The sequence below is a fragment of the Kitasatospora sp. NPDC088351 genome (assembly GCF_040685575.1).
Taxonomy (GTDB): Bacteria; Actinomycetota; Actinomycetes; order Streptomycetales; family Streptomycetaceae; genus Kitasatospora.
Window position 1 is genome coordinate 1 of the sequence record NZ_JBFBIL010000051.1, and the last position, 22,186, is coordinate 22,186.

25 protein-coding genes and 1 pseudogene are annotated in these 22,186 nt (G+C 69.4%); 14 read left to right on the top strand and 12 right to left on the bottom strand.

Going from position 1 to position 22,186, the window contains the following annotated elements; all coding sequences use genetic code 11:
* Window positions 1-92 precede the first annotated feature (92 nt).
* On the bottom strand, window positions 93-662 hold the full coding sequence (locus AB0P06_RS28160) for a DinB family protein (protein WP_363612118.1): 570 nt from the start codon (window positions 660-662) through the stop codon (window positions 93-95).
* Between the two features lie 95 nt (window positions 663-757).
* Window positions 758-1,411: a TetR/AcrR family transcriptional regulator gene (locus AB0P06_RS28165; protein WP_363612120.1), complete on the bottom strand. Its 654-nt coding sequence runs from the start codon at window positions 1,409-1,411 to the stop codon at window positions 758-760.
* A gap of 191 nt (window positions 1,412-1,602) precedes the next feature.
* Here AB0P06_RS28165 and AB0P06_RS28170 point away from each other — a divergent pair, with 191 nt between their 5' ends.
* Together AB0P06_RS28170 and AB0P06_RS28175 are read left to right on the top strand one after the other, a co-directional pair.
* Window positions 1,603-2,247, top strand: a complete 645-nt coding sequence (locus AB0P06_RS28170; RefSeq protein ID WP_363612122.1) for an SRPBCC family protein — start codon at window positions 1,603-1,605, stop codon at window positions 2,245-2,247.
* Between the two features lie 167 nt (window positions 2,248-2,414).
* On the top strand, window positions 2,415-4,451 hold the full coding sequence (locus tag AB0P06_RS28175) for a transglycosylase domain-containing protein (protein WP_363612124.1): 2,037 nt from the start codon (window positions 2,415-2,417) through the stop codon (window positions 4,449-4,451).
* 55 nt (window positions 4,452-4,506) lie between these two features.
* Here the strand turns inward: AB0P06_RS28175 and AB0P06_RS28180 are convergent, their stop codons facing one another.
* Window positions 4,507-5,769, bottom strand: a complete 1,263-nt coding sequence (locus AB0P06_RS28180; RefSeq protein ID WP_363612126.1) for a hypothetical protein — start codon at window positions 5,767-5,769, stop codon at window positions 4,507-4,509.
* A 556-nt stretch (window positions 5,770-6,325) separates the two neighbouring features.
* Here AB0P06_RS28180 and AB0P06_RS28185 point away from each other — a divergent pair.
* The 6 genes and pseudogenes from AB0P06_RS28185 to AB0P06_RS28210 form a co-directional block, all read left to right on the top strand.
* Window positions 6,326-6,601 (top strand): annotated as a pseudogene (locus AB0P06_RS28185) (hypothetical protein); the annotation flags it as partial.
* Between the two features lie 605 nt (window positions 6,602-7,206).
* The gene (locus AB0P06_RS28190) at window positions 7,207-7,752 is read left to right on the top strand and encodes an AAA family ATPase (RefSeq protein WP_363612128.1); all 546 of its coding nucleotides are present in this window, start codon (window positions 7,207-7,209) and stop codon (window positions 7,750-7,752) included.
* Window positions 7,753-7,847: 95 nt separating this feature from the next.
* Complete coding sequence (locus AB0P06_RS28195) at window positions 7,848-8,468, top strand: DJ-1/PfpI family protein (RefSeq protein ID WP_363612130.1); 621 nt, start codon at window positions 7,848-7,850, stop codon at window positions 8,466-8,468.
* A 397-nt stretch (window positions 8,469-8,865) separates the two neighbouring features.
* Entirely contained in the window at window positions 8,866-9,969 is a 1,104-nt protein-coding gene (locus AB0P06_RS28200) for a hypothetical protein (protein WP_363612132.1), read from the top strand.
* A gap of 993 nt (window positions 9,970-10,962) precedes the next feature.
* Window positions 10,963-11,523: a hypothetical protein gene (locus tag AB0P06_RS28205; protein ID WP_363612134.1), complete on the top strand. Its 561-nt coding sequence runs from the start codon at window positions 10,963-10,965 to the stop codon at window positions 11,521-11,523.
* 228 nt (window positions 11,524-11,751) lie between these two features.
* Entirely contained in the window at window positions 11,752-11,925 is a 174-nt protein-coding gene (locus tag AB0P06_RS28210) for a DegT/DnrJ/EryC1/StrS family aminotransferase (protein WP_363612136.1), read from the top strand.
* A gap of 23 nt (window positions 11,926-11,948) precedes the next feature.
* On the opposite strand, the gene AB0P06_RS28215 is transcribed toward AB0P06_RS28210, so the two are convergent.
* Complete coding sequence (locus AB0P06_RS28215; protein ID WP_363612138.1) at window positions 11,949-12,821, bottom strand: glycosyltransferase family 2 protein; 873 nt, start codon at window positions 12,819-12,821, stop codon at window positions 11,949-11,951.
* 175 nt (window positions 12,822-12,996) lie between these two features.
* On the opposite strand from AB0P06_RS28215, the gene AB0P06_RS28220 reads away from it, so the two are divergent.
* The 3 genes from AB0P06_RS28220 to AB0P06_RS28230 all read left to right on the top strand — a co-directional run bounded on the left by AB0P06_RS28220 (window position 12,997) and on the right by AB0P06_RS28230 (window position 14,835).
* Window positions 12,997-13,332 carry a hypothetical protein gene (locus tag AB0P06_RS28220; RefSeq protein WP_363612140.1) on the top strand — a complete coding sequence of 112 codons (336 nt, stop codon included), beginning with the start codon at window positions 12,997-12,999 and terminating at the stop codon, window positions 13,330-13,332.
* Between the two features lie 306 nt (window positions 13,333-13,638).
* Window positions 13,639-14,073 (top strand): NUDIX domain-containing protein, encoded by a 435-nt coding sequence (locus AB0P06_RS28225; protein ID WP_363612142.1) that lies wholly within the window; start codon window positions 13,639-13,641, stop codon window positions 14,071-14,073.
* A gap of 228 nt (window positions 14,074-14,301) precedes the next feature.
* Window positions 14,302-14,835, top strand: a complete 534-nt coding sequence (locus AB0P06_RS28230) for a helix-turn-helix domain-containing protein (RefSeq protein ID WP_363612144.1) — start codon at window positions 14,302-14,304, stop codon at window positions 14,833-14,835.
* A gap of 1 nt (window position 14,836) precedes the next feature.
* Here the strand turns inward: AB0P06_RS28230 and AB0P06_RS28235 are convergent, their stop codons facing one another.
* The 4 genes from AB0P06_RS28235 to AB0P06_RS28250 form a co-directional block, all read right to left on the bottom strand.
* The gene (locus AB0P06_RS28235) at window positions 14,837-15,253 is read right to left on the bottom strand and encodes a VOC family protein (RefSeq protein ID WP_363612146.1); all 417 of its coding nucleotides are present in this window, start codon (window positions 15,251-15,253) and stop codon (window positions 14,837-14,839) included.
* Between the two features lie 280 nt (window positions 15,254-15,533).
* Window positions 15,534-16,382 (bottom strand): helix-turn-helix transcriptional regulator, encoded by an 849-nt coding sequence (locus AB0P06_RS28240; RefSeq protein ID WP_363612148.1) that lies wholly within the window; start codon window positions 16,380-16,382, stop codon window positions 15,534-15,536.
* A 28-nt stretch (window positions 16,383-16,410) separates the two neighbouring features.
* Entirely contained in the window at window positions 16,411-16,935 is a 525-nt protein-coding gene (locus AB0P06_RS28245; RefSeq protein WP_363612150.1) for a DUF6879 family protein, read from the bottom strand.
* Window positions 16,907-17,155 carry a hypothetical protein gene (locus tag AB0P06_RS28250; RefSeq protein WP_363612152.1) on the bottom strand — a complete coding sequence of 83 codons (249 nt, stop codon included), beginning with the start codon at window positions 17,153-17,155 and terminating at the stop codon, window positions 16,907-16,909. Before AB0P06_RS28250 ends, AB0P06_RS28245 begins: the two co-directional genes overlap by 29 nt.
* A 291-nt stretch (window positions 17,156-17,446) precedes the next feature.
* Here AB0P06_RS28250 and tgmA point away from each other — a divergent pair, with 291 nt between their 5' ends.
* Genes tgmA through tgmC form a run of 3 tightly spaced genes read left to right on the top strand, consistent with a single transcriptional unit; the run spans window position 17,447 to window position 19,867 of the window.
* Window positions 17,447-17,698, top strand: coding sequence for a putative ATP-grasp-modified RiPP (gene tgmA / locus AB0P06_RS28255; RefSeq protein ID WP_363612154.1), 252 nt, complete (start codon window positions 17,447-17,449; stop codon window positions 17,696-17,698).
* 4 nt (window positions 17,699-17,702) lie between these two features.
* Window positions 17,703-18,659 (top strand): ATP-grasp ribosomal peptide maturase, encoded by a 957-nt coding sequence (gene tgmB / locus AB0P06_RS28260; RefSeq protein WP_363612156.1) that lies wholly within the window; start codon window positions 17,703-17,705, stop codon window positions 18,657-18,659.
* Window positions 18,656-19,867, top strand: a complete 1,212-nt coding sequence (gene tgmC / locus AB0P06_RS28265; protein ID WP_363612158.1) for an ATP-grasp peptide maturase system methyltransferase — start codon at window positions 18,656-18,658, stop codon at window positions 19,865-19,867. The genes tgmB and tgmC overlap by 4 nt, the downstream gene beginning before the upstream one ends.
* A gap of 227 nt (window positions 19,868-20,094) precedes the next feature.
* Here tgmC and AB0P06_RS28270 read toward each other — a convergent pair whose 3' ends face one another.
* From AB0P06_RS28270 to AB0P06_RS28285, 4 genes are all read right to left on the bottom strand, one after another.
* Window positions 20,095-20,943: a helix-turn-helix transcriptional regulator gene (locus AB0P06_RS28270; RefSeq protein ID WP_363612160.1), complete on the bottom strand. Its 849-nt coding sequence runs from the start codon at window positions 20,941-20,943 to the stop codon at window positions 20,095-20,097.
* A gap of 28 nt (window positions 20,944-20,971) precedes the next feature.
* Window positions 20,972-21,496: a DUF6879 family protein gene (locus AB0P06_RS28275; RefSeq protein ID WP_363612162.1), complete on the bottom strand. Its 525-nt coding sequence runs from the start codon at window positions 21,494-21,496 to the stop codon at window positions 20,972-20,974.
* A complete protein-coding gene (locus AB0P06_RS28280; RefSeq protein ID WP_363612164.1) occupies window positions 21,468-21,668 on the bottom strand; it encodes a hypothetical protein in 201 nt (66 codons plus the stop codon). Before AB0P06_RS28280 ends, AB0P06_RS28275 begins: the two co-directional genes overlap by 29 nt.
* A 225-nt stretch (window positions 21,669-21,893) precedes the next feature.
* A complete protein-coding gene (locus tag AB0P06_RS28285; RefSeq protein WP_363612166.1) occupies window positions 21,894-22,127 on the bottom strand; it encodes a DUF397 domain-containing protein in 234 nt (77 codons plus the stop codon).
* Window positions 22,128-22,186: the final 59 nt, after the last annotated feature.

A 22,186-nucleotide genomic window follows, 5' to 3' on the forward strand; every position in this document is an offset into this window, starting at 1 on the left:
AGATACGCGCCGACCTCCACCTCGGCCTGCTCCAACTCGCCTGCAGCATCATCTGCCTGCGAAAGCTCCGAACCTCATTCTGAAACGATCAGTTACTGGCCCACCCGTCCGTCGATGCACTCGCGCAACAGGTCGGCGTGCCCGCAGTGACGGGCGTACTCGTCGATCCTGTGCACCATCAGCTCCCGCGCGGCGATCCCGTCCTTCCCCAGGCGCTCGCCCAGATCCGGGTGTTCGGCCAGCGCGGCGTCGGTCGCGGCCTGCTCGCGCGCCAGATCGGAGTACGCGGCGTCGACCTCGGCCTGCTCGGCGACGGCTCCGTCGAAGTCCGCGTCACGTTTGCCGTACAGCTTCGGCAGTGGATCGCCGGGGCTGATCCAGTTGCGCCAGTCCCGTTCCACTTCGGCGAGGTGCCGAACCAGGCCGAGCAGCGACATCGTCGACGGCGGAACCGACCGACGGGCCAGTTGCTCCGCGTCCAGGCCCTCGCACTTCATCCGCAGGGTCATGCGGTAGTTCGTCAGGAAGTCCTGCAGCGTCGCGAGTTCGCCGTCCGGACTGACTCCTTCGCTGTTGCGGGGGTCGTCGTCCGGGTCGGCCCACATGTCGGGGTGGACGGTGGCCTGGCTCCATCGCGCGGGTTGGTCGCTCATGCGTTCCATGGTGGTTCGTGAGGGCCCGGGCTCGCCAGTGAGTTTCTCCACGGTGATCGCTTCGGGCCGTTGGCGGGGGTGGCCCCGTCGTGCCGCGTGCGACCTCAGGCCCGGGGTGCCAGCAGGTCGTCCAGTTCGGCCGCGAAGAGCAGGGCGGGGTCGAGGCCCATGCCGGTGAAGTGGCCGGCGAGCTCCAGCGACAGGACGCCGTGCAGGCGGGTCCAGAAGGTCAGGAACCGGTGGAGGGCCTCGGGCGGGGCGGAGTGGCCGGCGGCCCAGTCCCGGTGGTCCTCCAGGTAGGTGCCGAAGGGGGTCACGGCGCTGTCCGGGGCGAGCGCCGCGCACGCGTCGACCAGGGTCGTCATGATCTCGGAGGAGATGGCGGTGATGTCCGCGGGCGCATGGTAGCCGGGGACGGGGGTGCCGTAGACGAGGAAGTACCGCTGAGGGTCCGCCAGGGCCCAGCCGCGCAGGGAGTGTGCCAGCCCGGCCAGGTCGGCACCGGTGGCGGAGGCCGTGCGGAGGGTCTCGGCGAGGCTTCGGTACGCCTCCCGGACGAGTTCGGTGATCAGGTCGTCGCGGCTGGCGAAGTAGCGGTAGAGCGCCGGTCCGCTCATGCCCATCTGCTTGGCGATCGCGTTGAGGGAGAGCGCGGACGCCCCCGCCGTGGCGATCTGCTCCCAGGCGCGTTCCGTGATCTCGGCCCGGACCTGCGCCCGGTAGCGCTCCCGCGAGGCGTTCGCGCCCTTCGTCGCCATGGCCTGCCACCGTCCCCATTCATTCGGCTACACCCTCAAGGGTTCGTTAGAGGCTATCACGCAACCCATTGACCCGCCGTTCCGCATCGCGTTATAACTTCTAATGAACACGTGAGCATCTAACTCGGTGCGGCCGCGCGGTGCGGCCGACCGGTCGCGCTCACACCCCCCGACCGACGGAGGAGAACTCCATGTCCGGCATCCGTGGCACCGGCGTCCGCGCCGCTCTGTTCACCGTCCCGCTCGTCCTCGGCCTCCTCGGCGCCGCTGCCGCGCCCGCCGGGGCCGCCGGCTCCCACACCCCCCGGCCCGGCGCGTCCCTCACCTGCCGCGGGAAGGGCGTCGACCCCGACGCCCTCGTCCGTCACCGGGCCGAGATCGTGATCAACGCCCCGCTGCGCACCGTCTGGAAGCTGCAGACCGACGTGGAGCGCTGGCCGTCCTGGCAGGCCCCCGTCGAGACCGTGGAGCGCCTCGACCATGGCCCCTTCCGCAAGGGTTCGGCATTCCGGTGGACGACCCCGGTGCCCCCCAACCCCTCAACTCCCGCCACCAGCCTGGAGATCACCTCGACCGTCCGGCAGATCGAGCCCAACTCGTGCATCCGCTGGACCGGCCCCGCGATCGGCGAAGGACTGCGCATCGACGGCGTCCATGTGTGGAACTTCACCGAGGTCAAGGGTGGCGTCCGCGTGAGCACCGAGGAGACCCACACCGGCGCCCAGGTCGAAGCGGACGTTCCCACCGCGACCAGGATCCTCCGCGAGGGCCTCGAATCGTGGCTGCGCGACCTGAAGTCCGCCGCCGAAGGCCGTTCCCACAACCAGACTCACTGACCCGATAACTGGGTGTACGTCAACTGAGCAGTCGTCAATGGCTGGCCGCCGGACGGCCGTCTCGCGCGGTATGACCATGATCACACCAGTCTCCGGTGACCGTGGTGCAGCTCCCATCGCGTCTGTGTGTTCGAGGGGTGTCCCACGAGCGAATCGGAGACCGGACTGTGCGTGCTCACGAAGGTGGCGGGGCCCAGGAGGAGAAGACCGGACGGCGGCGGTGGCGCCCGTTGCGGCGGATCGACTACCCGCGCAGAGGGCGGCGCGGTGTCCGCCGCTGGCTTCCGTCCTGGCGGCAGCTGCTCCTGGTGGCGGGGCTCGGGGCGATGGTGCTGACGGGATGGCTGGCCCGGTTCTACATGATCACCGAGGTCCCGGACGACCTGAACTCCTTCGCCACCCAGCAGAACAACGTCTACTACTGGGCGGACGGCACCGAGATGGCGCGGATCGGTGAGATCAACCGGCAGGAGGTGCCGCTCGACCGGGTGCCGCAGCCGGTGCAGTGGGCCGTGCTGGCCGCCGAGAACGAGACCTTCTACTCGGATCCGGGGATCTCCATCACGGGCATCGGCCGCGCGGTCTACCAGATGGGCTCGGGCGGCGACACCCAGGGCGGCTCGACCATCACCCAGCAGTACGTCAAGAACATCTACCTGAACCAGCGTCAGGACATCTCCCGCAAGCTCAGTGAGATCGTCATCGCGATCAAGCTGGACCAGCGGATGAGCAAACAGGACATCCTGGCCGGCTATCTGAACACCAGTTGGTTCGGACGCGGCAGTTACGGCATCGAACGTGCCGCGGCGGCGTACTACGGCAAGGACGTCTCGCAGCTCGATCCGAGCGAAGGGGCCTTCCTGGCGGCCCTGTTGAAGGGGGCCGGGCAGTTGGACCCGGCGATCAGCGCGGACAACCGCCGGCGGGCCGAGGAGCGGTGGTCCTGGATTCTGGACCGGATGGTGGAGGTCGGCAGGCTCTCCGCCGCCGAACGCGCCGAGTACACGGTGTTCCCCGAGCCCAGGCCCCAGCCGAAGGCGGCGGGGCTGAGCGGCCAGGTCGGGTACCTGGTGGACATGGCCAGGGCCTATGTGGAGAGCCACAGCGACATCACGTCGGCCCAGCTCGACCTCGGCGGCCACCAGATATACACCACCTTCGAGAAGCCGAAGGTCAGTGCCCTGGCCGCCGTGGTGCAGGATGCCACCAAGGGGATCGACCCCGGCAACCGTGACGCCGACAGGTTCCTGCGGGTCGGTGCCGCCTCGGTGGCCCCCGACGGGAGGATCGTCGCACTCTACGGGGGCCCCGACTATCTGAAGCAGGGCTTCAACAACGCCAACACCTCCACGGTGCCGGTCGGTTCGGCCTTCACCCCGCTGGTGTACGCCGCCGGGCTCAGCCAGGGCGTGCAGCGCCAGCGGGGCGGCAGCCGTACCCCGGTGCTGCCCACCACCACCTACAACGGCGACAACGGCGTGAACGTGATGACCCCGGAGGGGCCGTACTGGGGGCGTGACGGGAAGATCGTGAAGACCGCCAACGACGGCAAGCGGGACTGGGGCACGGTCACCCTGAGGAGCGCGGTGGAGCAGTCCGTCAACGGGCCGATGATGCAGCTCGGTATGGACGTCGGCCTGGACCGGGTGCAGAAGACCGCCGCGGACCTGGGCCTGCTCCCGGTCAGCATGGGTGAGCTGGCGCCGGCCTTCGGGGTCGGGAACTCCACGCCGAGCGCGATCAGGACAGCCGACGCGTACGCCGCCTTCGCCGCGGGAGGCAGCCACACGGACCCCTACTCGGTACTCAGGATCACCCGGAACGGCGCGCCGCTCGCGCTGCGTCTGCCGACCGCCGTACAGGCGCTGACCCCGGCGGTCGCGGGGGACGTGGACGCGGCGCTCAAGGACGCGGTCCGCACCGGGAGCGCCAAACCGGCGGCGGAGGCGGGCCCGGACCTGGCCGGGAAGCCCGGTACCACCGCGGACCGTACGGCGGGGTGGTTCGTCGGCTACAACGGGCAGATGTCCACGGCCGTCACGGTCTTCCGGGCGGACCTGAAGGACATGAAGCTGCTCTCGCTGGAGGGGCTGGGCGGCGCCGCCCCGGACACCCCGGACTCCGCGCTGCCCACCCAGATCTGGACCTCGTACATGAAGACGGCCGGTGGCCAGGACGGCCGGGGAGAGGCGCGCGGCCGGTAGGCCGGGGCGGCCGGCGGGCCCGTGACACCACGGGCCCGCCGGCCGCCCGGACCGGTCACTTGACCAGGCGCGACCAGTCGGCCGGCTGCCCGGGGTCCAGCTGGCGCAGCTTGTCGAGCACCTTGGGGTCCTGGGCGTCCAGCCAGTCGGCGACCTGGCGGAAGGAGACGCAGCGGACGCCGTCCCGCTTGCAGACGCTCTTCATCACGTCCTCGATGGCCTGCATGTAGATGCCGCCGTTCCAGGTCTCGAAGTGGTTCCCGATGAAGAGCGGGGCCCGGCTGCCGTTGTAGACCCGTTCGAAGCCGCTGAGGTAGCTGTCCCGGGTCTCCTTCTCCCACGCGGCGTACTTCTTCGGGTCGCCCTTGGTGCTCTCCCCGGACTGGCTGGCGAGGAAGTTGAAGTCCATCGCGAGGCCCTGGGTCGACTTGCCCGGGTAGGGCAGCATCTGGAGCGGGAAGTTCCAGATGCCCTCCTTCTTGCCGGGCCAGACCTGGAATTCGCCCGGTGAGCTGGCGTCGTACCGGAAGCCGTCCGCCTTCTCGGCCGCGAGCAGGGCCTTCTGGCCCTCCAGGCAGGGGGCGCGGCCGCCGACCAGCTCCTTGGTGTAGTCGAAGGGCAGCGGCGGGAGGTCCTTGAAGCCGGTGTTGGTCTTCCAGTTGGTGACGAAGGAGATCGCCTGGTCGAGCTCGCTCTTCCACTCCTCGGTGCTCCAGTCGCGGCCGCCCTTGGCGTCGCAGAAGTGCCCGTTGAAGTGGGTGCCGATCTCGTTCCCGTCCTGCCAGGCCAGGCGCAGCTGCTCCAGGGTTTCCTTGATGTGGGCGTCGGTGGGGAAGTCGATGGCGGCGGCGCCGGCGTCGTGCTGCGGCGGGTGGTAGAGCGTGCTCCTGGACTTGGGCACGGTGTAGATGCCGGTCAGGAAGAACGTCATCTGGGCGTTGTTCTCCGCGCCCAGTTTGCGGAAGCGCGAGAACAGGTGGTCGTCGTTCTCCAGCGCGCCGTCCCAGGAGAACACCACGAACTGCGGCGGCTTCTCGCCGGGCTTCAGTTTCTCGGGCTTGGGCTGCCTGGGCTGCGGACCGGTGTCGGAGGTCGAACCGTCACCGAGCACCTTGACCACGCCGTCCCAGGTCGGCGAGGGGCTGGAACTGGGGCTGGGGCTGTCGGACGGTGTGCCGCTCGGGCTGGGTTCGGTGCTCGACGGAGCGACGTCGGCGGCGGACGGTCTGTCCTTCGAGTCGGAGCCTCCCGTGGTCAGGGCGAAGGTCGCGACGACCCCCACTGCCAGCAGGGCGGTTGCGCCACGAGCAGCCCGCACCGTTCCTCCGTTTCTCCGACATACAGTCAGATAAGTTTGGAAAGTAAGCCATACAGTGCGATCATCAGAACATTTTTGATCGGTAGGTGTCGAGGCGGAGACCGAACGGTGGCCCGGCGGGTGATCGCATAACTGCCCTACCGTGCAGGGTTCCTGACGCAAATCCGGCCACTCGTTCGGACCTCCCGGCCCCGGAGTCCGAGTCGCCTGAGTTGCTGTCAGGAATGAGGGTCGTGTCGGGCTCGGCCCCTTGACCGCTCGTGTGGCGCTTGTATCGGCAGCGCATGGCGGTGGCCCGGTCCCGGCGAGTGCGATGTCGTCGCCGCGACCGCATCCGCTACGGCGCGACATCACCGGCAGCGCGCGGTCTGCCCGAAAGCGCAGACCGCATCATGGCCCCGTCGAGGGGGTGCGGGAGGAAGCCCGCGCCGACCTCGCCGCGGTCCTGGGGGAGGCGCTGCGGCTGCTGCCGCCCGCGTGGATGCTGTACCGCAAGGGCGGGGACGTGTACACCGGACCGCACCCTGAGATCCGTCCTGAGGGCGACGTCGCGCCCTTCCTTCAGGCGGTCTCCGCCGGACTGCTGCTGACCTCGTCCTACGGAGAGACGCTGCACGGTGTCGGCGCCCGGGTGATGTACGGGGCGTCGATGCTGTACGTGCTCGCGGCGGTGCCGGCGTGGAAGCCGGGCGGTGGCTCGCCCCGGCCCGTCTGGCACGCGTCCGGCTTCCTCGTCCTCGCCTCGGTCCAGGTCGTGCTCGGCATCGCGCACATACCGGCGGTCCAGCTCCCCCTGGGCGTCCTGATGTTCGGACTGAGCGTGCTGGCGCTGACGCTGGAGCCCGTCGCGGAGCCCGTCGCGGAGCCGGAGCTGCCGAGGTCGCCACGGCGGCCTCGGCAGCTTCCTGCCGAATTGGTCTCGACCATTGCTCCGGGTCCGGGAGTGGGGGAGGCTCGCGGCGAAGCGCCGGGCTGCGGACTCCGGTGCTCTTTTCAGAGGGAAGAAGGTACCGGCATGGCGATGCGTAAAGCGGTTTCCACCATGGCCCTGGCTGGACTGTTGGCCGCGGGCGGGTTGATGGCCGCTCCGGCTGCTCAGGCGTCCACAAGGGTGACGACCGGATATGTCTATGTCGGTATGTACCCGAGCGGTGCCGCGTGTGAGGCCGCGGGCCAGGCCTACGTGGCCCGGGGGGAGGCGGTCAGCTACTTCTGCGATGTCGCCCCGACGACGGCCCGGCTCTCCATCTGGGCCTGAGTCGACAGGCACGCGGGAGCGGCAGGCCGCCGGCCCGGCGGCCCGGCCTTGAGCGGGCCCGGCGACGAACCTCGTCGCCGGGCCCGCTCGTTCGGCCCGTTCGCGGGCTGAGCGAGTGTCTCCGCTGTGGTTGGGTGTCGGATGACTTCTGGCGATGGTCTCGACACACAGGGGCATTGATGAAGCGCTACATCCTGACCGGTTCCCCCGGAGCCGGGAAGACGGCGATCCTGCGTTGGCTGGAGCACGACGGCTACACCGTGGTCGAGGAAGCGGCGACAGATGTCATCGCCCTGCGACAGGCCCAAGGCGAACCGGCGCCATGGACGAACCCGTCCTTCGTGGACGCGATCACCGACTTGCAGCGCCGACGGCAGGAGCAGGCCGCGTCCCTTCAGGACGAGGTGCAGATCTACGATCGATCGCCCGTCTGCACCTACGCCCTGGCCAGGTATCTCGGCCACCCGGTCTCTTCGGCCCTGGCCTGCGAGTTGGAGCGCATCCAAGCCGGGGACATCTACGACAAGAAGGTCTTGTTCGTCCAGAACCTCGGGTTTGTCGTACGGACCGACGCGCGGCTGATCACTTTCGAGGAGGCACTGCGATTCGAGCAGGTTCATCGGGACGCCTACGCCTCACTCGGATACGAGTGCGTGTCGATCGCCCCGGGCCCGCCGTCGGAACGGGTGGCAGCGGTCAAGAAGCGGATTGAAGCCGCGCCGTGAACCACCAGGCCCCATCTCGGACGACCGCACTCCCGGACCCGCCGGTTTCACCGGTCCCGGCGAGGTCCGGCCGGGTGGTGGCTATGCTGCGGCGCATGGACATCGTGATCCCGCTCTTCGACAGCTTCGAGCCGCTCGACGCGATCGGGCCGTACGAGATCCTCGCGTACGTGCCCGGTGCCACCGTGCGGTTCGTCACGGACGAACCTGGCCTGGTGCAGGACGTGTTGGGTTCCCTGCCGGTGCACGTGCCGACCGGGTACTCCGAGGTGGAACGCTGCGACGTCCTGCTGATCCCGGGCGGGGGCAGCTTCCAGACCATGGTGAACGACCCCGGGTTCCTCGGCTGGGTGCGCCGGATCCACGCCGGCACCCGCTTCACCACCTCGGTCTGCACCGGTTCCCTGGTGCTCGGCGCGGCCGGCCTGCTGGACGGCCTGACCGCCACCACCCACTGGGCCGCGGCCGCCGAACTGGAGTCGTACGGCGCCGTCTACACCCCCGAACGGGTGGTCCGGCACGACCGGCTGATCACCTCGGCCGGGGTCTCCTCCGGCATCGACATGGCCGTCCGGCTGGCCGCCCTGCTCACCGACGAGGTGACGGCCCAGGCGATCCAGCTCTACACCGAGTACGACCCGCAACCCCCCTTCGACACCGGCTCGGTGGCCAAGGCCCCGGCCGAGGTGCTCGAACGGGCCCGCACTCTGGGCTAGTCGAGCCGCGCGTCCAGCCGGGGGCGCCCTGGGACTCGGCATTTCGTTGCTCGTGGCAGAGCCCGCACGCCCGACCGGCCGCCGGTGACGCGGGAGGCCGGTGGGGTGTTCCGCCCGGGGCGAGCCGCAACTTCGCAACTGAGGGCGGCGTCCATGGTCGGGCTCCTGTGACGGGTTGACGGCCTCGCCCATCCTCCATGCCTTTGCGGCGCTGTATCGCCGAGCGGGACGACTGGGGGCGCGGTGACGCTGGACGGACGGGCAGCGGTGTTCGATGCCGTCGTGTCTGTTACCGATACAAGGATGAAACGCTCTTTACCGGAACCTGATGGGACTGACGAAAGGATGAAACCCTCTTCAGACAGGAATCTGACGTCCCGTCCCTACAGTGCCACGCATGCCACATACACATGGTCGGATCAACGGTCACCACCACAGGATCCACAGCCGAGCGTGCACACAAGCCGTCCTGACGGCAGTCGTGCTGGCCGCGGGCATGGCGCTGGCCGCGCCCGCGGGGGCCGCACCGCAGGACGGCGCCACCGCGGCCCTCGCCGCAGGGCCGGATTCCGTCACCACGCATTCCGGCGCCACGACCGCACAAGAGCGCAGCCGGATCGACACCTACTGGACCGCCACGCGGATGAAGCTGGCGGGCGCCCTGGTCCCCGAGATCACCCCCGTGCCCGAGGATGACAACACGCCTGACGATCCGCGGCCGCTTCCCGCGAACACGCTGGATCCCGGGGCCACATGGACGCACGGCGGAGCGGTGAACGAGAGCGTCGGCCGGCTCTTCTTCACCTTCTCCGACGGCTACGACGGCAGTTGCACCGCAACGGTCGTCAACAGCGCGAACCGCAGCACCCTCATCACGGCGGCGCACTGCCTGAGGGGCGTCGGGGCTGCCGCTGCCGACGACACGTGGCACCACAACCTCTACTTCGTGCCCGGTTACCGCAACGGAACGAAACCGCTCGGCGGTTTCAGCATCAAGAGCATGGCCACCTCATCCCGCTGGGACGCCGATCCGGGCAGGACGACCTCGGAGGAGGTCGCCGTCGCCGGCTACGACACGGGAGTCCTCGTGGCGAACCCCTCAGCCGGGGGACGACGGATCGCGGACGTCACGGGAAGCCAGAAGATCGCGTTCACCAAGCCCACCAAGGGCGAGTTCATCCACACCTTCGGGTACCCGAAGAACCGACTCAACGACCCCGGCGCCAAGTACGCCGGATCACGCATGATCCATTGCGCCGGACCGGCCCAGCCCGGCCCCAAGGCACCCCTCCTGTGGGGTGAGCCCTGCGACATGTCGCACGGGGCGAGCGGCGGTCCCCACCTCGCACAGTTCGACACCCGGACCGGCGCCGGCACCGTCGTCGGCGTCACCACCACCAGCGAAGAAGTCGCGGGCGGGCAGGCCAATACGCTCTACGCCACACGCCTTGGTGACAGCGCCCACCGTCTCTACAACTGGGCGCAGACACGCCTGGCCTGACGTCGTGTCAAGCTCCTGCCCGGCCGGCACCTCCTCCCGGCCGGGCAGGACCCGTGCCCGACGTGCGGCGCCGTGGGGCCTGGGCGGGCCGTCGAGCGGCCTCGGGCCGGTGCCGGGTCGGTGGCGGCCGGGCCGGCCTCCGGGTGCTCGCCGGTCGTGGCGGGACGCTCTCGGGAACGCCCGGGTCAGTGGACCCTGATCCCCTCGCGGCTCGCCCGGACACCGCGGGCGGCCGAGCGCACTGTGCCCGGCCGCCGCGGTCTTCTCCGGGAGAGCCTGGCCCAGCGCCCCGGCAGGCGCGCCGACCGGCCCCGGCTGCCGGAGACCTGTGACGGGTCCTGCCCTGCGGCCGGGGCCAGGGCCTCGGATGTCGAGCACGAGCCGTAGGCGGATGCGGATGTCGGTGACTTCCTTGTCGGTGACGGCGTCGCGGGACCACCCGACAAGGCGCTGTTCGGAGATGGTGCGGACGTCATCGGTGCGGTGCGGCGTGGGACGGTGCCGGCCCGGCCTGCGCTCCGCTCGACTCCCTTGGCCACTGGACGGCCCTTCAGAGCCGCGACAGCCAACCACCCTCACCACGGGCCCCGACCGCCCACACCGGCCATCAGGCCAGAAAGACACCGCACAGCGTCTCCCGGCGACCCGGACCAGTTCCTGGACGGCTGTGTCGAGCGGCGCGTAGGCGAGGTGGTAGGCGGTCCCGTCGGGCTTGCCGAGGCTGTGGCGGGCGAGCGCTCACCGTCGGCGGACAGGGCCTCGCCCTGGTGGTCGACGTCCCAGGTCAAGCCGCGAAGTCCTGCCGGAGTACAGGAGTGGGCGCCTTGCGAGGCGCAGATGTTTCATCGGTATGCGAGGTGTGCTGCATTTCCACCTGGCTGGACTCCTGGCGTCACACCTAGGGCACGTCTGAAATGACAGCTATAGGGGCTGTCGTTACGTTCGTCGCAGGTCGGTCGCCCGGCTGACGTCCGTATGACAGAGGGAAGTGAAATGCGCACGCGTACATTGGGTGTGGCCGCTGCCGGAAGCGCGGCGGTCCTTGCCGCCGCTGGTATCACCTATGCCTCGGTTGACGAATCCACCCCGACGTCCCCGTCTGTCCAGCTGGCGGCCCCGCCTGCCGAGCCTGTCCAACCAGCCGCCCCTGCCGCCCCTGCCGCCCCAGCCGTCCCTGCCGCAGCTGCTTCGGGCGGCGGCAGCACAGGCGGGGAGAGGGACGAGGGCCGTGACCACGAGGGCGGCGGACGCGGCTACGGCCACAAAGAAGAGGGAAGGATCTACTTCAACGAACGTACGTACTCCGCCTCCACCGAGGGCTGTATCACTGCGGCCAGCGGACTGGGCTCCAGTAGCTTCAGTGTTTTCAACGACAGCCGGAAGACCATCGAGGTCTTCCGCGGCTTTACCTGCGACAACGGCGCTCCGGTAGCCACCGTGGGTCCCCGCGGCGAAACCAACGGCATTGTGACCCGTACCGTCCACGGGGGCGTGTTCGGTGACGAAGGCGTCGCGGGCAGCTTCCGGGTGATCGGCGACTACGACGAGTGGTGACAGCGCCGGTCTCCAGTTCGGCGACCAGGGCCTGGGCGAGGACAGGTAGCCGTCGTTCAGGCCGGGCAGGGCGAGGGGCGACGCGGCGGAACGCTCCGTTGCCTACGAGCCGCAGCAGGTCGTCCCGACCGCAATGTGGCGGGGCCCTCGGGGAATCCGAGGGGCCCCGCCACACTCGCATCATCGATGGCGGTTTGTCAGCGGGGGGCGAGTTCGGTAGCGCGCTGAGTGAGTTCGACGGCGCCGGGGATTCCCCGCCTCGCTGCCTACCGGTACCTGGACTGCCACCTGCCCGTCACCGAGCAGATCGCCGCCCGGCAGCTGTCCCTGCCCTGCTGCCCGGCCATGACCAGCACGGACGTGCAGCGCGTCATCGACGCCCTCCGTGTCATCCGGTCCTGACCCGCAGGCTGCCGGGCCGGCTGTCAGATCACCGGCGGCCGGCCCAGCTTCGTCATCCGCCACACCGTGCTCCACCGCATCGGACGCCGCGGCGGACACGGCGTCCGGACACCCTCGAAGAACCCGGACCACCATGCCCTGAGACCGGCCGACGGCGGCCTCCGCACCAGCGTGTACAGCGCCCAGGAGGTGAGGTAGACCGGCACCAGAACCGCAGGGAGGTGACGCTTGGCCAACCACACCCGATTGCGGGCCGTCATCCGGTAGTAGGTGGCGTGACGGGCCGGGTCGGTACGGGGGTGCTGCAGCACCATGTCCGCGCGGTACTCGATCCCCCAGCCGGCGTCCAGCGCACGCCAGGCGAAGTCCGTCTCCTCGTGCGCGTAGAAGAACGGGGCGGGGAAGTCGCCGACCTGGTCGATCACACTCATGCGGATGGCGTGGCCGCCGCCGAGGAAGGTGGTGACCTCGCCCGACAGCAGCGGGTCCGAGGCACCGAAGCGGGGCACATGCCGGCGCTGGGTGAACCCCGTCTCGTCCGCGATCCGGAAGCTCACCACCCCAAGGCGCGGGTTCTGTTCGAAGGTTTCCCGGATCAGCCGGAAGGTGTCGGTCCGGGGAAGCAGGCCGTCGTCGTCCAGGACCACCAGGACGTCGACACCGCCGAGTTCGCGCAGCCGGTCCACCCCGGCGTTCCGGCCGCCCGGGATGCCGAGGTTCTCCGGCAGTTCCACGGCATCCACCCACGCCGGAAGTTCCGGGAGCTTCACTCCCTGCCCGAGCACCACGGCCTTGACGCTCTCGCCCTCCTGGGCCGCCACCGAGTCCAGGAGCGCGTGCAGCTCCTTCTGCCGGTCGCCCATCGTCAGCACCACCACGCCCAGCGTGACGTCCATCGCACCCGACCCCATCGAGGAACCCTTCATGATCTCGCCGACACCGGAACCCGCGGATGTGTCGTTGCGCGTACTCGCCGAGACAGGGCGGCTCCCGGACCACCAGTACATGGACCAGCACACCCTGACCTGGATTGCCCGTGGGCGGCCTGCCGGTCCGAGTGCCCGAGTCACGATGCCACACCGGCCGGTCCTGCTGGTACCGGACGCCTCCTGGTTCGCGGGCCCGGCCGTGATCGATTCTATCCACGGCGCCCGGCACAACGCCCGCGTCAGCCTCCTCGTTCAGCTCCTCGCCCGCCACCACGGGCTCGACCACGACTCGGCCCTGGCCCTCGCCGCCGCGGCGGCCTGCCACGACTGCCACCGCCATCACGACCGCGACGACCGGGGTCACGGCCGGCGCGCCGCCGGCTGGCGCGCCTCGCCCTCGCCCTCGCCTTCGCCTTCGCCAGAGGCCACCACGTTTTCCTGGAAGGCGTCTTCGGCACCGAGCGGTACGACGCTGTGAATAACACGCGGCGCGCGAACCGAAGTGGGAGTGTTCGCCTGTACCGGTCAGCGGCTACTCGCTCTCGCCACTGCCATCCGGCACAACTGGACCACCGCACCACGATCGGGCGATCAATCATCGCAACTGAGCACCGAAGACACCGGACTCATTCATCCAGTCCTGTCGACCGAAGATTAGTTGACGACAGGTCAGCACATTTAGAATCGTGGACCCCTTGGATTCGCCCCGTCGGCTGGGCCCATGGCGCGTGGCCCGCGGTCCTGCGGGCTTCCGCTGATCATTCATGACCAAGTGGAGGTTTCGATGCCCGAGAAGGTCGTCAAGGAGAAGGTGCTCGTCTACGTCGTGCGGGACGGGCGGCTGCTGGTGTTCCGGCACACCGACTACAGCTACGAGGAGGTCGGTATCCAGGTCCCGGCCGGCAGCATCCGGCCGGGAGAGGGCCCGGAGGTCGCCGCGCTGCGTGAGGCCCGGGAGGAGACCGGCCTCACGGACTTCAAGATCGTGCGCAAGCTCGGCGAGACCGAGTACGACATCAGCCCGTACCGGTTCGAGATCCAGCGCCGCCACGTCTTCCACCTGGAGCTCACCGAGCCGACCCCGGAGCGGTGGATGAGCCAGGAGGACCACGACGGCGAGCAGGAGCCCACGTACTTCGAGTGCTTCTGGATCCCGCTGGAGGCCGCACACATCCTCCAGTCCGGCCAGGGCGCCCTGCTGGGACGCCTGTTCGGCTGACCACGTCCGCGCACCCTCGGCAAGGGAGGCAGCCGATGAACCGCCGCACCGAACGGCGCCCCCTGATCGAGCAGTTGTACCGGGGCCTGGATTCCGAGGCGGCCAGGACGGCTTCCGCGGGCGCAGATGGCCGCCCGCGTTGCGCGAGCACTTCACGCTGTCCGACGCCTCACGTCGCGGGAGCCGGCGGATCCGCTCGCCGGCGACGATGTTGGTGAACGTGCCGGAGTGCTCGAACACTCCGGCCATCAAGCCCCGTGGGCGGGCATCCGGTTCTACCCCGGCACCGCCCCTGCCCTGCTCGGCGTGCCCGCGCACGAGCTGCGGGACCAACGCGTCGACCTCGCCGGCCTCTGGCCGGGTGCCAAGGTGCGCCGTCTTACGGAGCAGATCGACGTGGCGCCCGACCCTGCCGCCGCCCTCGAGGATCTGGCGCTGTGCCTCGCAGCCGAAGCTGAGCCCCGCGACCCGCTCCTGCGTGCGATCGTGGTGTCCCTGGCGGCCGGCCACTCAATCACAGCGACCGCGAAGTCAGTGGGCCTGGCCACGCGACGACTCCACCGCTACTCCCTGGCTGCCTTCGGCTACGGCCCCAAGACCCTGGCCAGGGTCCTTCGCCTGCGACGTGCCCTCGCCTTGGCCCGCGCAGGCGTCCCCTTCGCGGAGACGGCTGCACGGACGGGCTTTGCGGACCAGGCTCATCTGGCAAGCGATGTGCGGGAGTTGACGGGGGAGTCGCTGAGCGGCCTGGTGGGACGGTAGCTCACGCTGAGGCGTTCGGCAGGGGTGCGAAGAGGTCGACGCTGTTGCCGTCCGGGTCATGGACCGTGGCGTAGCGCTGGCCCCAAAAGGCGTCCCACGGCTTCAGCTCACCGTGACAGCCGGCACCGGCAAGGTCCTGGTACACCACGTCGACGTGCTCGGGGTCCGTACACCGGAACGCCAGCGTTACCCGGCCACCGCCCGCTGGTGGAGGCCACGTCGGGTGGAACGAGCGGATGGTGTCTTCGGTGTCGAGGACGAGGCGGAGCCCGCCCGGAAGTACGGCCTCGACGTGCGGCTGGTCTTCGGATCCATCGGGAAACCCGATCCCGAGGCGCCGGTAGAAGGCGAGCGAGGCGGCCAGATCGGAGACGACGAGGCCGACGGAGTCGAACAGCGGTGCCGGTGTGCTGTTCATGATCGGCAGCGTAGGCAGAGGACGGGCGCCGGGTCTTGAAGAAAACGGACGCCCGTGTCCTGATCCCGGGTGCCGGCCGACCGCACGTCGATTGTGCCGCCGGAGCGTTCGGCGATGACGAGCGCCGCGATCGGGGAACGGCAGTGGTTGCCCTTGCAGATCACCAGTACCTTCCGGCGGTCCCTGGTCATTCGGTGATCACGAAGGGGGTGACGGGCGGTTCGGGGCGCCGTGGTCCGGTCAGGCGGCGGCAACGAAGTTGAACGGAGTTGCGCGGGCATCACTCCAGGGCGTCGATCGCGGAGGTGACCAGTGAGCGAGCGGCGGCACCATGGACGGCGAGGCCGGCAAAGCGGGTGAACGCCTCTACGTAGAGGGCGACATCGCTGGGTGCGGTCACGGTGACCTGGGCGGAGAGCAGTTCCACGGCGGCCTGTTGCTCGTCGAAGATGTTGAAGGTCTCCACCGGCCACATGGTGCGGGCCGCCGAGTGCGGGATGATGCCCAGCGACACCGAGGGCCGCGACATCACCGTGAGCAGGTGGCTGAGCTGTCCGGCCATTGCGGTGGCGTCGCCGATCCGGTACCGCAGCACGGACTCCTCGATGACGGCGACGAAGCGACGGCGGCCCTCGAAGACGACGCTGGAGCGGGCCAGGCGCGCCGCGACGGCGTCGGCCACATCGTCGGGGGTCTGCCGGAAGTCGGCCACCGTGCGCAGCAGAGCTTCGGCATACGGTGCGGTCTGCAAGGCCCCGGGTACGACCCGGGAGGAGTAGGCGCGGAACAGGCGGGTTCGCGTGTACAGCGGCACCCGGGACTCCTGGGCCCGGCGCAGGCCGGTGCGGGTGAGCCGCCGCCACTCGACGTACAGGGAGTCCGCCGCCCGGTTGGATGCGATCAGGTCGGCGGCCTGGTCGTCGGCGCCGCACGCCTGGCACCACGCCCGGATGTCGGAGTCCGACGGAGGAGTCTTGGCGTTGAGGATCCGGGAGGTCTTGGCCGGGTGCCAGCCGCAGAGGGCGGACAGCTCCCCGCCCTTCAGCCCGGCGTCGCGCATGAGTTCGCCAAGCCGGCCGGCGAGGGCCGCGCGGGCCGCTTGGGAGCTGGAGGACGGGGAGATCGGCATCGCTGCTGCGGTCGGTGCGGGGTGCCGGTCAGACGGCGAACTTCTCGTGCGGGACGGCCCGGTCCCAGACCGCCTCGAACGCGGTGGCGCACAGCAGGGCCACCGCGGGGTCGTCGCTGAACGACGGGTCGGCGGACTCCCCGTCGCCGGTGGAGTGGTTGAACCGCACCAGTTTGCCGTCGAACAGCCAGAAGTCGTTGCCGGGCAGTGCGATGTCCGACGCCTCACGTCGCGGGAGCCGGCGGATCCGCTCGCCGGCGGTGATGTTGGTGAACGTGCCGGAGTGCTCGAACCGGATGTACTCCGACACCGGCTCGGACACGATCCGGGCTCGGCGGACCTCGACACCGCGGTGAACGGTCTCCTCGACGAGGGACAGCCAAGGGCGCCACCAGGACGCGCGGTCGGCCGGGTCGTACCGGAATCCGCTGCGCCACGCGGTGAACGCGTCCTTCTCCTTTGTCACGCTGTAGGAGTCGCGCATCTCCAGGTGGACGGCGGTGTGCTGGGCGGCGTTCAGCTGCTCAGCGAACGTGGGCACTGTCTGCGGCATCGCAGGCACTCCTCAGGATCGGCACCATGCGTGCGGGCAGCCGGACCACGTCCTCGGTGTCGGGGATGCTGCCGGTCTCCAGGCACTTGGCGCGTAGCTTCTCGTCGGCCTTCCAGCCCTGTACGACGATCTCGCCTGCTTCCTCGTCGTACCAGACCGTCGGGCACTCATCGTCTCCTGTGTTGGAGGCCGATCCAGATGAACCGTAGTGCCGTGTCAACTTCCCTTTGCAAGCTGGTTGCGCGGATTTGCCCGACGATTCCTGACTGTGTTGCCACCGTCAAGGGCGCGGTTGCCGGAGCGCGGAGGCCCCGGTTGCTTGATTGACGCGTTCGGGTGAATCCGTGCAAGACCGTGCAACTCCTTTGGATGGGGACTTGGTTGCTCCCTATCGTCGTGCAAGGCCGCCGGACAGGGTGAAGGGCTGCGGTGCGTACCTGCGCTCGCACGGCGACGACGCCTTCCCACGGCCACGTTTCGTACGGGACCAGCGAGCACGGGAGGAAACCGAATGACAACGAGTACCGCAGTGCGCCCCTGGGGCGTCGGCAGGCTCCAGCCGTACCCGGTGGTGCACGAGCAGCCGTTCGCCACCGTCGCGATCGACCCGGACACGCAGCTCGGGGTCTTCCTCGACGGGGACGGGCTGGTGGTGGAAATGGGCAAGCACGGCACCAGCAAGGGGACCGAGACGAACCCGCAGAGCACCAACAGCGACAGCCGCAACGACTCCGACCACGACCAGGACAGCGAACAGGACTGATGACGTGACGGGTACGGGACCGGTGGCCGTGGCCACCGAGGCGGACGACCGGACCGCCGACATGGTGATCACCGAGCTCAACCGCCGCGACGTACCGGTGATCAGGTTCAACCCCGCCGACATCGGCCACAGCCTGACGGTCTCCGCCCAGTTCGGCACCTGCCCGGCCATCCCGGCCGGGCAGGTCCGCACTCCGTCCAGGACCGCCGAGCTGGCCGGCATCCGCTCGCTGTACTGGCGCCGCCCGACCTGGCCCGCCTTCGAACATCTCGCGCCCCAGGACGCCCGCTTCGCCGCCGCACACGCCCGGCACGGACTCGGCGGCGTGCTGTACGCCCTGCCGCACTGCCTCTTCGTCAACCACCCCCTGCGCAACCGCGGGGCCGAGCACAAGCCGCTCCAACTCGCCACCGCTCAACGTCTGGGCCTGACCGTCCCGCCCACCCTGGTGTCCAACGATCTCACCGACATCCGCGCGTTCATCCACGCCCACGGCGAGGTGATCCACAAGACCCTGCGGTGGACGCCGTACCAGCAGGGCGACACGGGGCTGACCTCCTGGACCGAGCCGGTGACCGCCGACACCGTGGACGAGTCGGTCGCCGTCGTCCCGCACCTGTTCCAGGCCCGCGTCGACAAGATCGCCGACGTGCGCGTGGTCGTCGCCGGCACCCGGCTGTTCGCCGTGCGGATCGACTCCGACCTGCTGGACTGGCGCAGGGACTACGGCGCACTGACCTACAGCGTGATCGACCTGCCGCCGCAGCTGGAAAAGGCGCTCCTCGCCTACCTGGAGCACTTCGGTCTCGCGTCGGGAAGCTTCGACCTCGCCCTCGATCGTACGGGCGGATTCCACTGGCTCGAACTGAACCCCAACGGGCAGTGGGGCTGGCTTGAGGACGAGACCGGCCTGCCACTCACCGTGGCCTTCGCCGACCTGCTGATGCGAGGACGATCATGACCAAGGACACCGAACCCGAACGGCACGCGCTCGCCGACCGCCTCGCGGCCGGTGGCCACCTGACCAGCCCGCGCCTCCGCTCGGCGGTCGAGTCCGTGCCACGCGAGCTGTTCCTGCACCCCGGGGTGTTCCTGCCCACCGGCGACGGCCTGTGGAAGCCGGCCACCCCACTCGGCACCGACCCTGCCCAGTGGGGCCGCATCGCCTACCGCGACGAGTCCCTGGTCACTCAGCTCGACGGCCACCTCACCGCGGACCAGGTCGCGGCCCCGGTACGCGGCTTTCCCACTTCCTCCTCAACCCTCCCGGCCACCGTCGTCGGCATGATCGAGGCCCTGGACCTCGAAGACGGCCACCAGGTCCTGGAGATCGGCACCGGCACCGGATACTCCGGCGCGCTGCTGTGTCACCGCCTGGGCGAGGACAACGTCACCACCGTCGAGGTCGATCCCGGCGTGGCCGGGCGCGCCGATGCCGCCCTGGAGGAAGCCGGATACTCCACCTGGACCGTCACCGGCGACGGCCTCCTCGGTCACCCCCGCCGCGCCCCCTACGACCGGGTGATCGCCACCTGCGCGGTACGCCGTATCCCCTACACCTGGATCCGGCAGACCAGGCCCGGCGGCACCGTGCTGGCCACCGTCGGCTCCTGGTCCTACGGCACCGGTCTGGCCAAGGTCACCGTCAACGACGACGGCACCGCCGAAGGCCGGATCATCGGCCGCAGCAGCTTCATGCCCGCCCGCGCCCAGGCCGTCACCCCGCTCAGCGGCGACCTGTCGGCCCGCGCCGCCTACACCGACACCGAACGATCCACTTCCCTCGACCCGAAGCTCCTCGATGAGTGGATGCCCGCCTTCCTCACCCAGCTCGCCGCTCCCGGCACACAGCTCCAACGCGCCGTTGACGGAGAGGGCCGACAGACGGTCTACCTCTTCGACACCGACCGGGAGTCCTTCGCCGCCCTCACGGAGGACGGCGAAGGCTGGACGGTTCGCCAGGGCGGCCCCGCCGCGCTCTGGGACTCCGTCGAGCGGACGCTCACTGCCTGGCACGACGCCGGCCGGCCGGACATCACCGCCGTTCGCCTCCAGATCACCACCAGGGCGCACGTCTACTGGATCGGTGGCCGGCAGATCGCCACTGCCGCCCGCTCCTACTGGATCGGCGACAATCAGGCCCTGCACTGGGAGCACCGGATTGCCTGAACAGATCGGCGACGGCCGTGTGATCACGCAAGGGCTACGCCTGGGCTTCAGGGGGGCAACGGCCGGATGTGTGGTCAGCGGGACGTTCGAGTGGACCGCCTTCTGCCACGCCCCGGGGTCCCGCGACCGGTACACCACGGGGTTCCGCCAGGTGCAGGAAACATGACGTTAGGGAGCGGCCAGGGGCATCGGCGACGAACTTCTACCTTCTACGGACTTCTGTGCATTCACCCGAGAGTGTCAATGGCCGCGGTGATCAGCGAGCGGGCGGCGGCGCCGTAGACCGCCTGTGATGCCAGCTCGGCCCATGCCCGGACGTACTGCGCGACCTCGCTCGGAACGGTTACTGTGACGGCGGCGGTCAGCAGTTCGACGCTCACCCGCTCATCGTCGAAGACGTTGAACGCTTCCAGGGTCCACATGTCGCGGCCGGCACGGAACGGGATCACGCCGAGGGACATCCTTGGAAGGCTCATGAGCGCCAACAGGTGATCGAGTTGACCGGTCATCGCCTCGGCGTCGCCGATTCGGTAGCGCAGGACGGACTCCTCGACCAGGACCGCGAACCGGTGGTCCCCTTCGCGCACAACGTGCGACCGGGCGAGCCTTGCGGCCACTGCCTTGGCAACGTCGTTGGGGGTCCGGTGAAACCGGGTGATGTTCGTCAGCAAGGCCGTTGCGTACGCCTCTGTCTGCAACAGCCCAGGGATCACATTGGAGCAGTACACGCGGAAGAGGCGGGTGCGCTCGTACAGCGGAACGTAGGATTCCTGCACACGTCGCAGGCCCGTTCGTTGAAGTCGCCGCCACTCGACGTACAGGGAGTCCGCCGCCCGGTTGGATGCGATCAGGTCGGCGGCCTGGTCGTCGGCGCCGCACGCCTGGCACCACGCCCGGATGTCGGAGTCCGACGGAGGAGTTTTGGCGTTGAGGATCCGGGAGGTCTTGGCCGGGTGCCAGCCGCAGAGGGCGGACAGTTCCCCGCCCTTCAGCCCGGCGTCGCGCATGAGTTCGCCAAGCCGGTCGGCGAGGGCCGCGCGGGCCGCCTGGGCGCTGGAGGACGGGGAGATCGGCATCGCTGCTGCGGTCGCTGCGGGGTGTAGGTCAGAGGGTGAACTTCTCGTGCGGGATGCCCGCCGTCCATACGGCTTCGAACGCCGCAGAGCAGAGGGCCACCGCGGCTTCGTCCTCCGTGAAGGCGTGCCCGGCCCAGTCGCCGTCGCCCGTGAACCAGTGGAAGAGCACGAGCCGGTTGTCGATGAGCCAGAAGTCGTTGCCCGGCAGAGCGATGGCGGAGGCCTGGCTCCGGGGGAGCCAGCGGACCTGCTCGCCGGCCAGGAGGTTGACCGGTGTGGTGGCGTGCTCATACCGGATGTAGTCCGTGACCGGCTCGGAGACGATCCGAGCCCGCCGCATGACGACGCCCCGGGCAATGGCGTCCGTCACCAAGGGCACCCACGTCGGCCAGAATGAGGCGTTCGGGTCGTTGTCCACCTCGCCGGTCCGCTTGAAGTGGTCGAAGGCTTCGACCTCGTCCCCGACCGAGTAGTTGTCGCGCATCTCAAGATGCACAGCGGAGCGTGTCGCGCCCTTCAGGAGCTCAGCAAAGTCCGGCACGCTCTGCGTCATCACAAGCCCTTCTCAAGATCGGGATCATCCGCGTCGGGATGCGGGCCACGTTCTCGCCGTCAGGGATACCGGTGGTGTGGCCGGGCACCCACTCCGTTTCGCTGAGCCGGGTCCTCTTCTCCGGGGTCAGGTTCCAGCCCTGGATCAACAGTTCCCGCTCTTCCTCGTCCACCCACACCGTCGGCGAGCCGCCGCCCCCGGTGTTGGGGCCGATTCCGATGAACCACTGATACCCCTCCTGTCACGTACCTCGCGCATTCTTGCGCTCGGAGTTGACGTGAGCACCAGCATCGGGCCTCCGAGGCCGCCTGTCAGGCGTTTTCAATTCTGACGAGCCGCCAGTGTGTCGTTCTCGTCGTGGAGATCAGGTGGGTCGGCTGTTGACCGGTGCTGGTGGTCAGGGGGTGAAGTGGGGGGAGTGGGCTTCGATGGCCTGGACGAAGGCGGTCCATTCGGCGTGGTCGAAGGCGAGGTGGGGGCGGGTGGGGTGCTTGTCGTCGCCGAGCCAGACGTCGCCGTTGGGGAAGCGGGCGATGATCACGCAACTGCCGTTGGCGTCGCCGGAGAAGGGGGACTTGGTCCACTGGGCGTGGGCGGGGTCGTGGTCGTAGGGGTCGTGGTTCTTGGTCACGGGATCTCCTCCTACGCGCGCGATGGCCCTGCCCGGAGTGGGCAGGGCCGTGCTGGTGG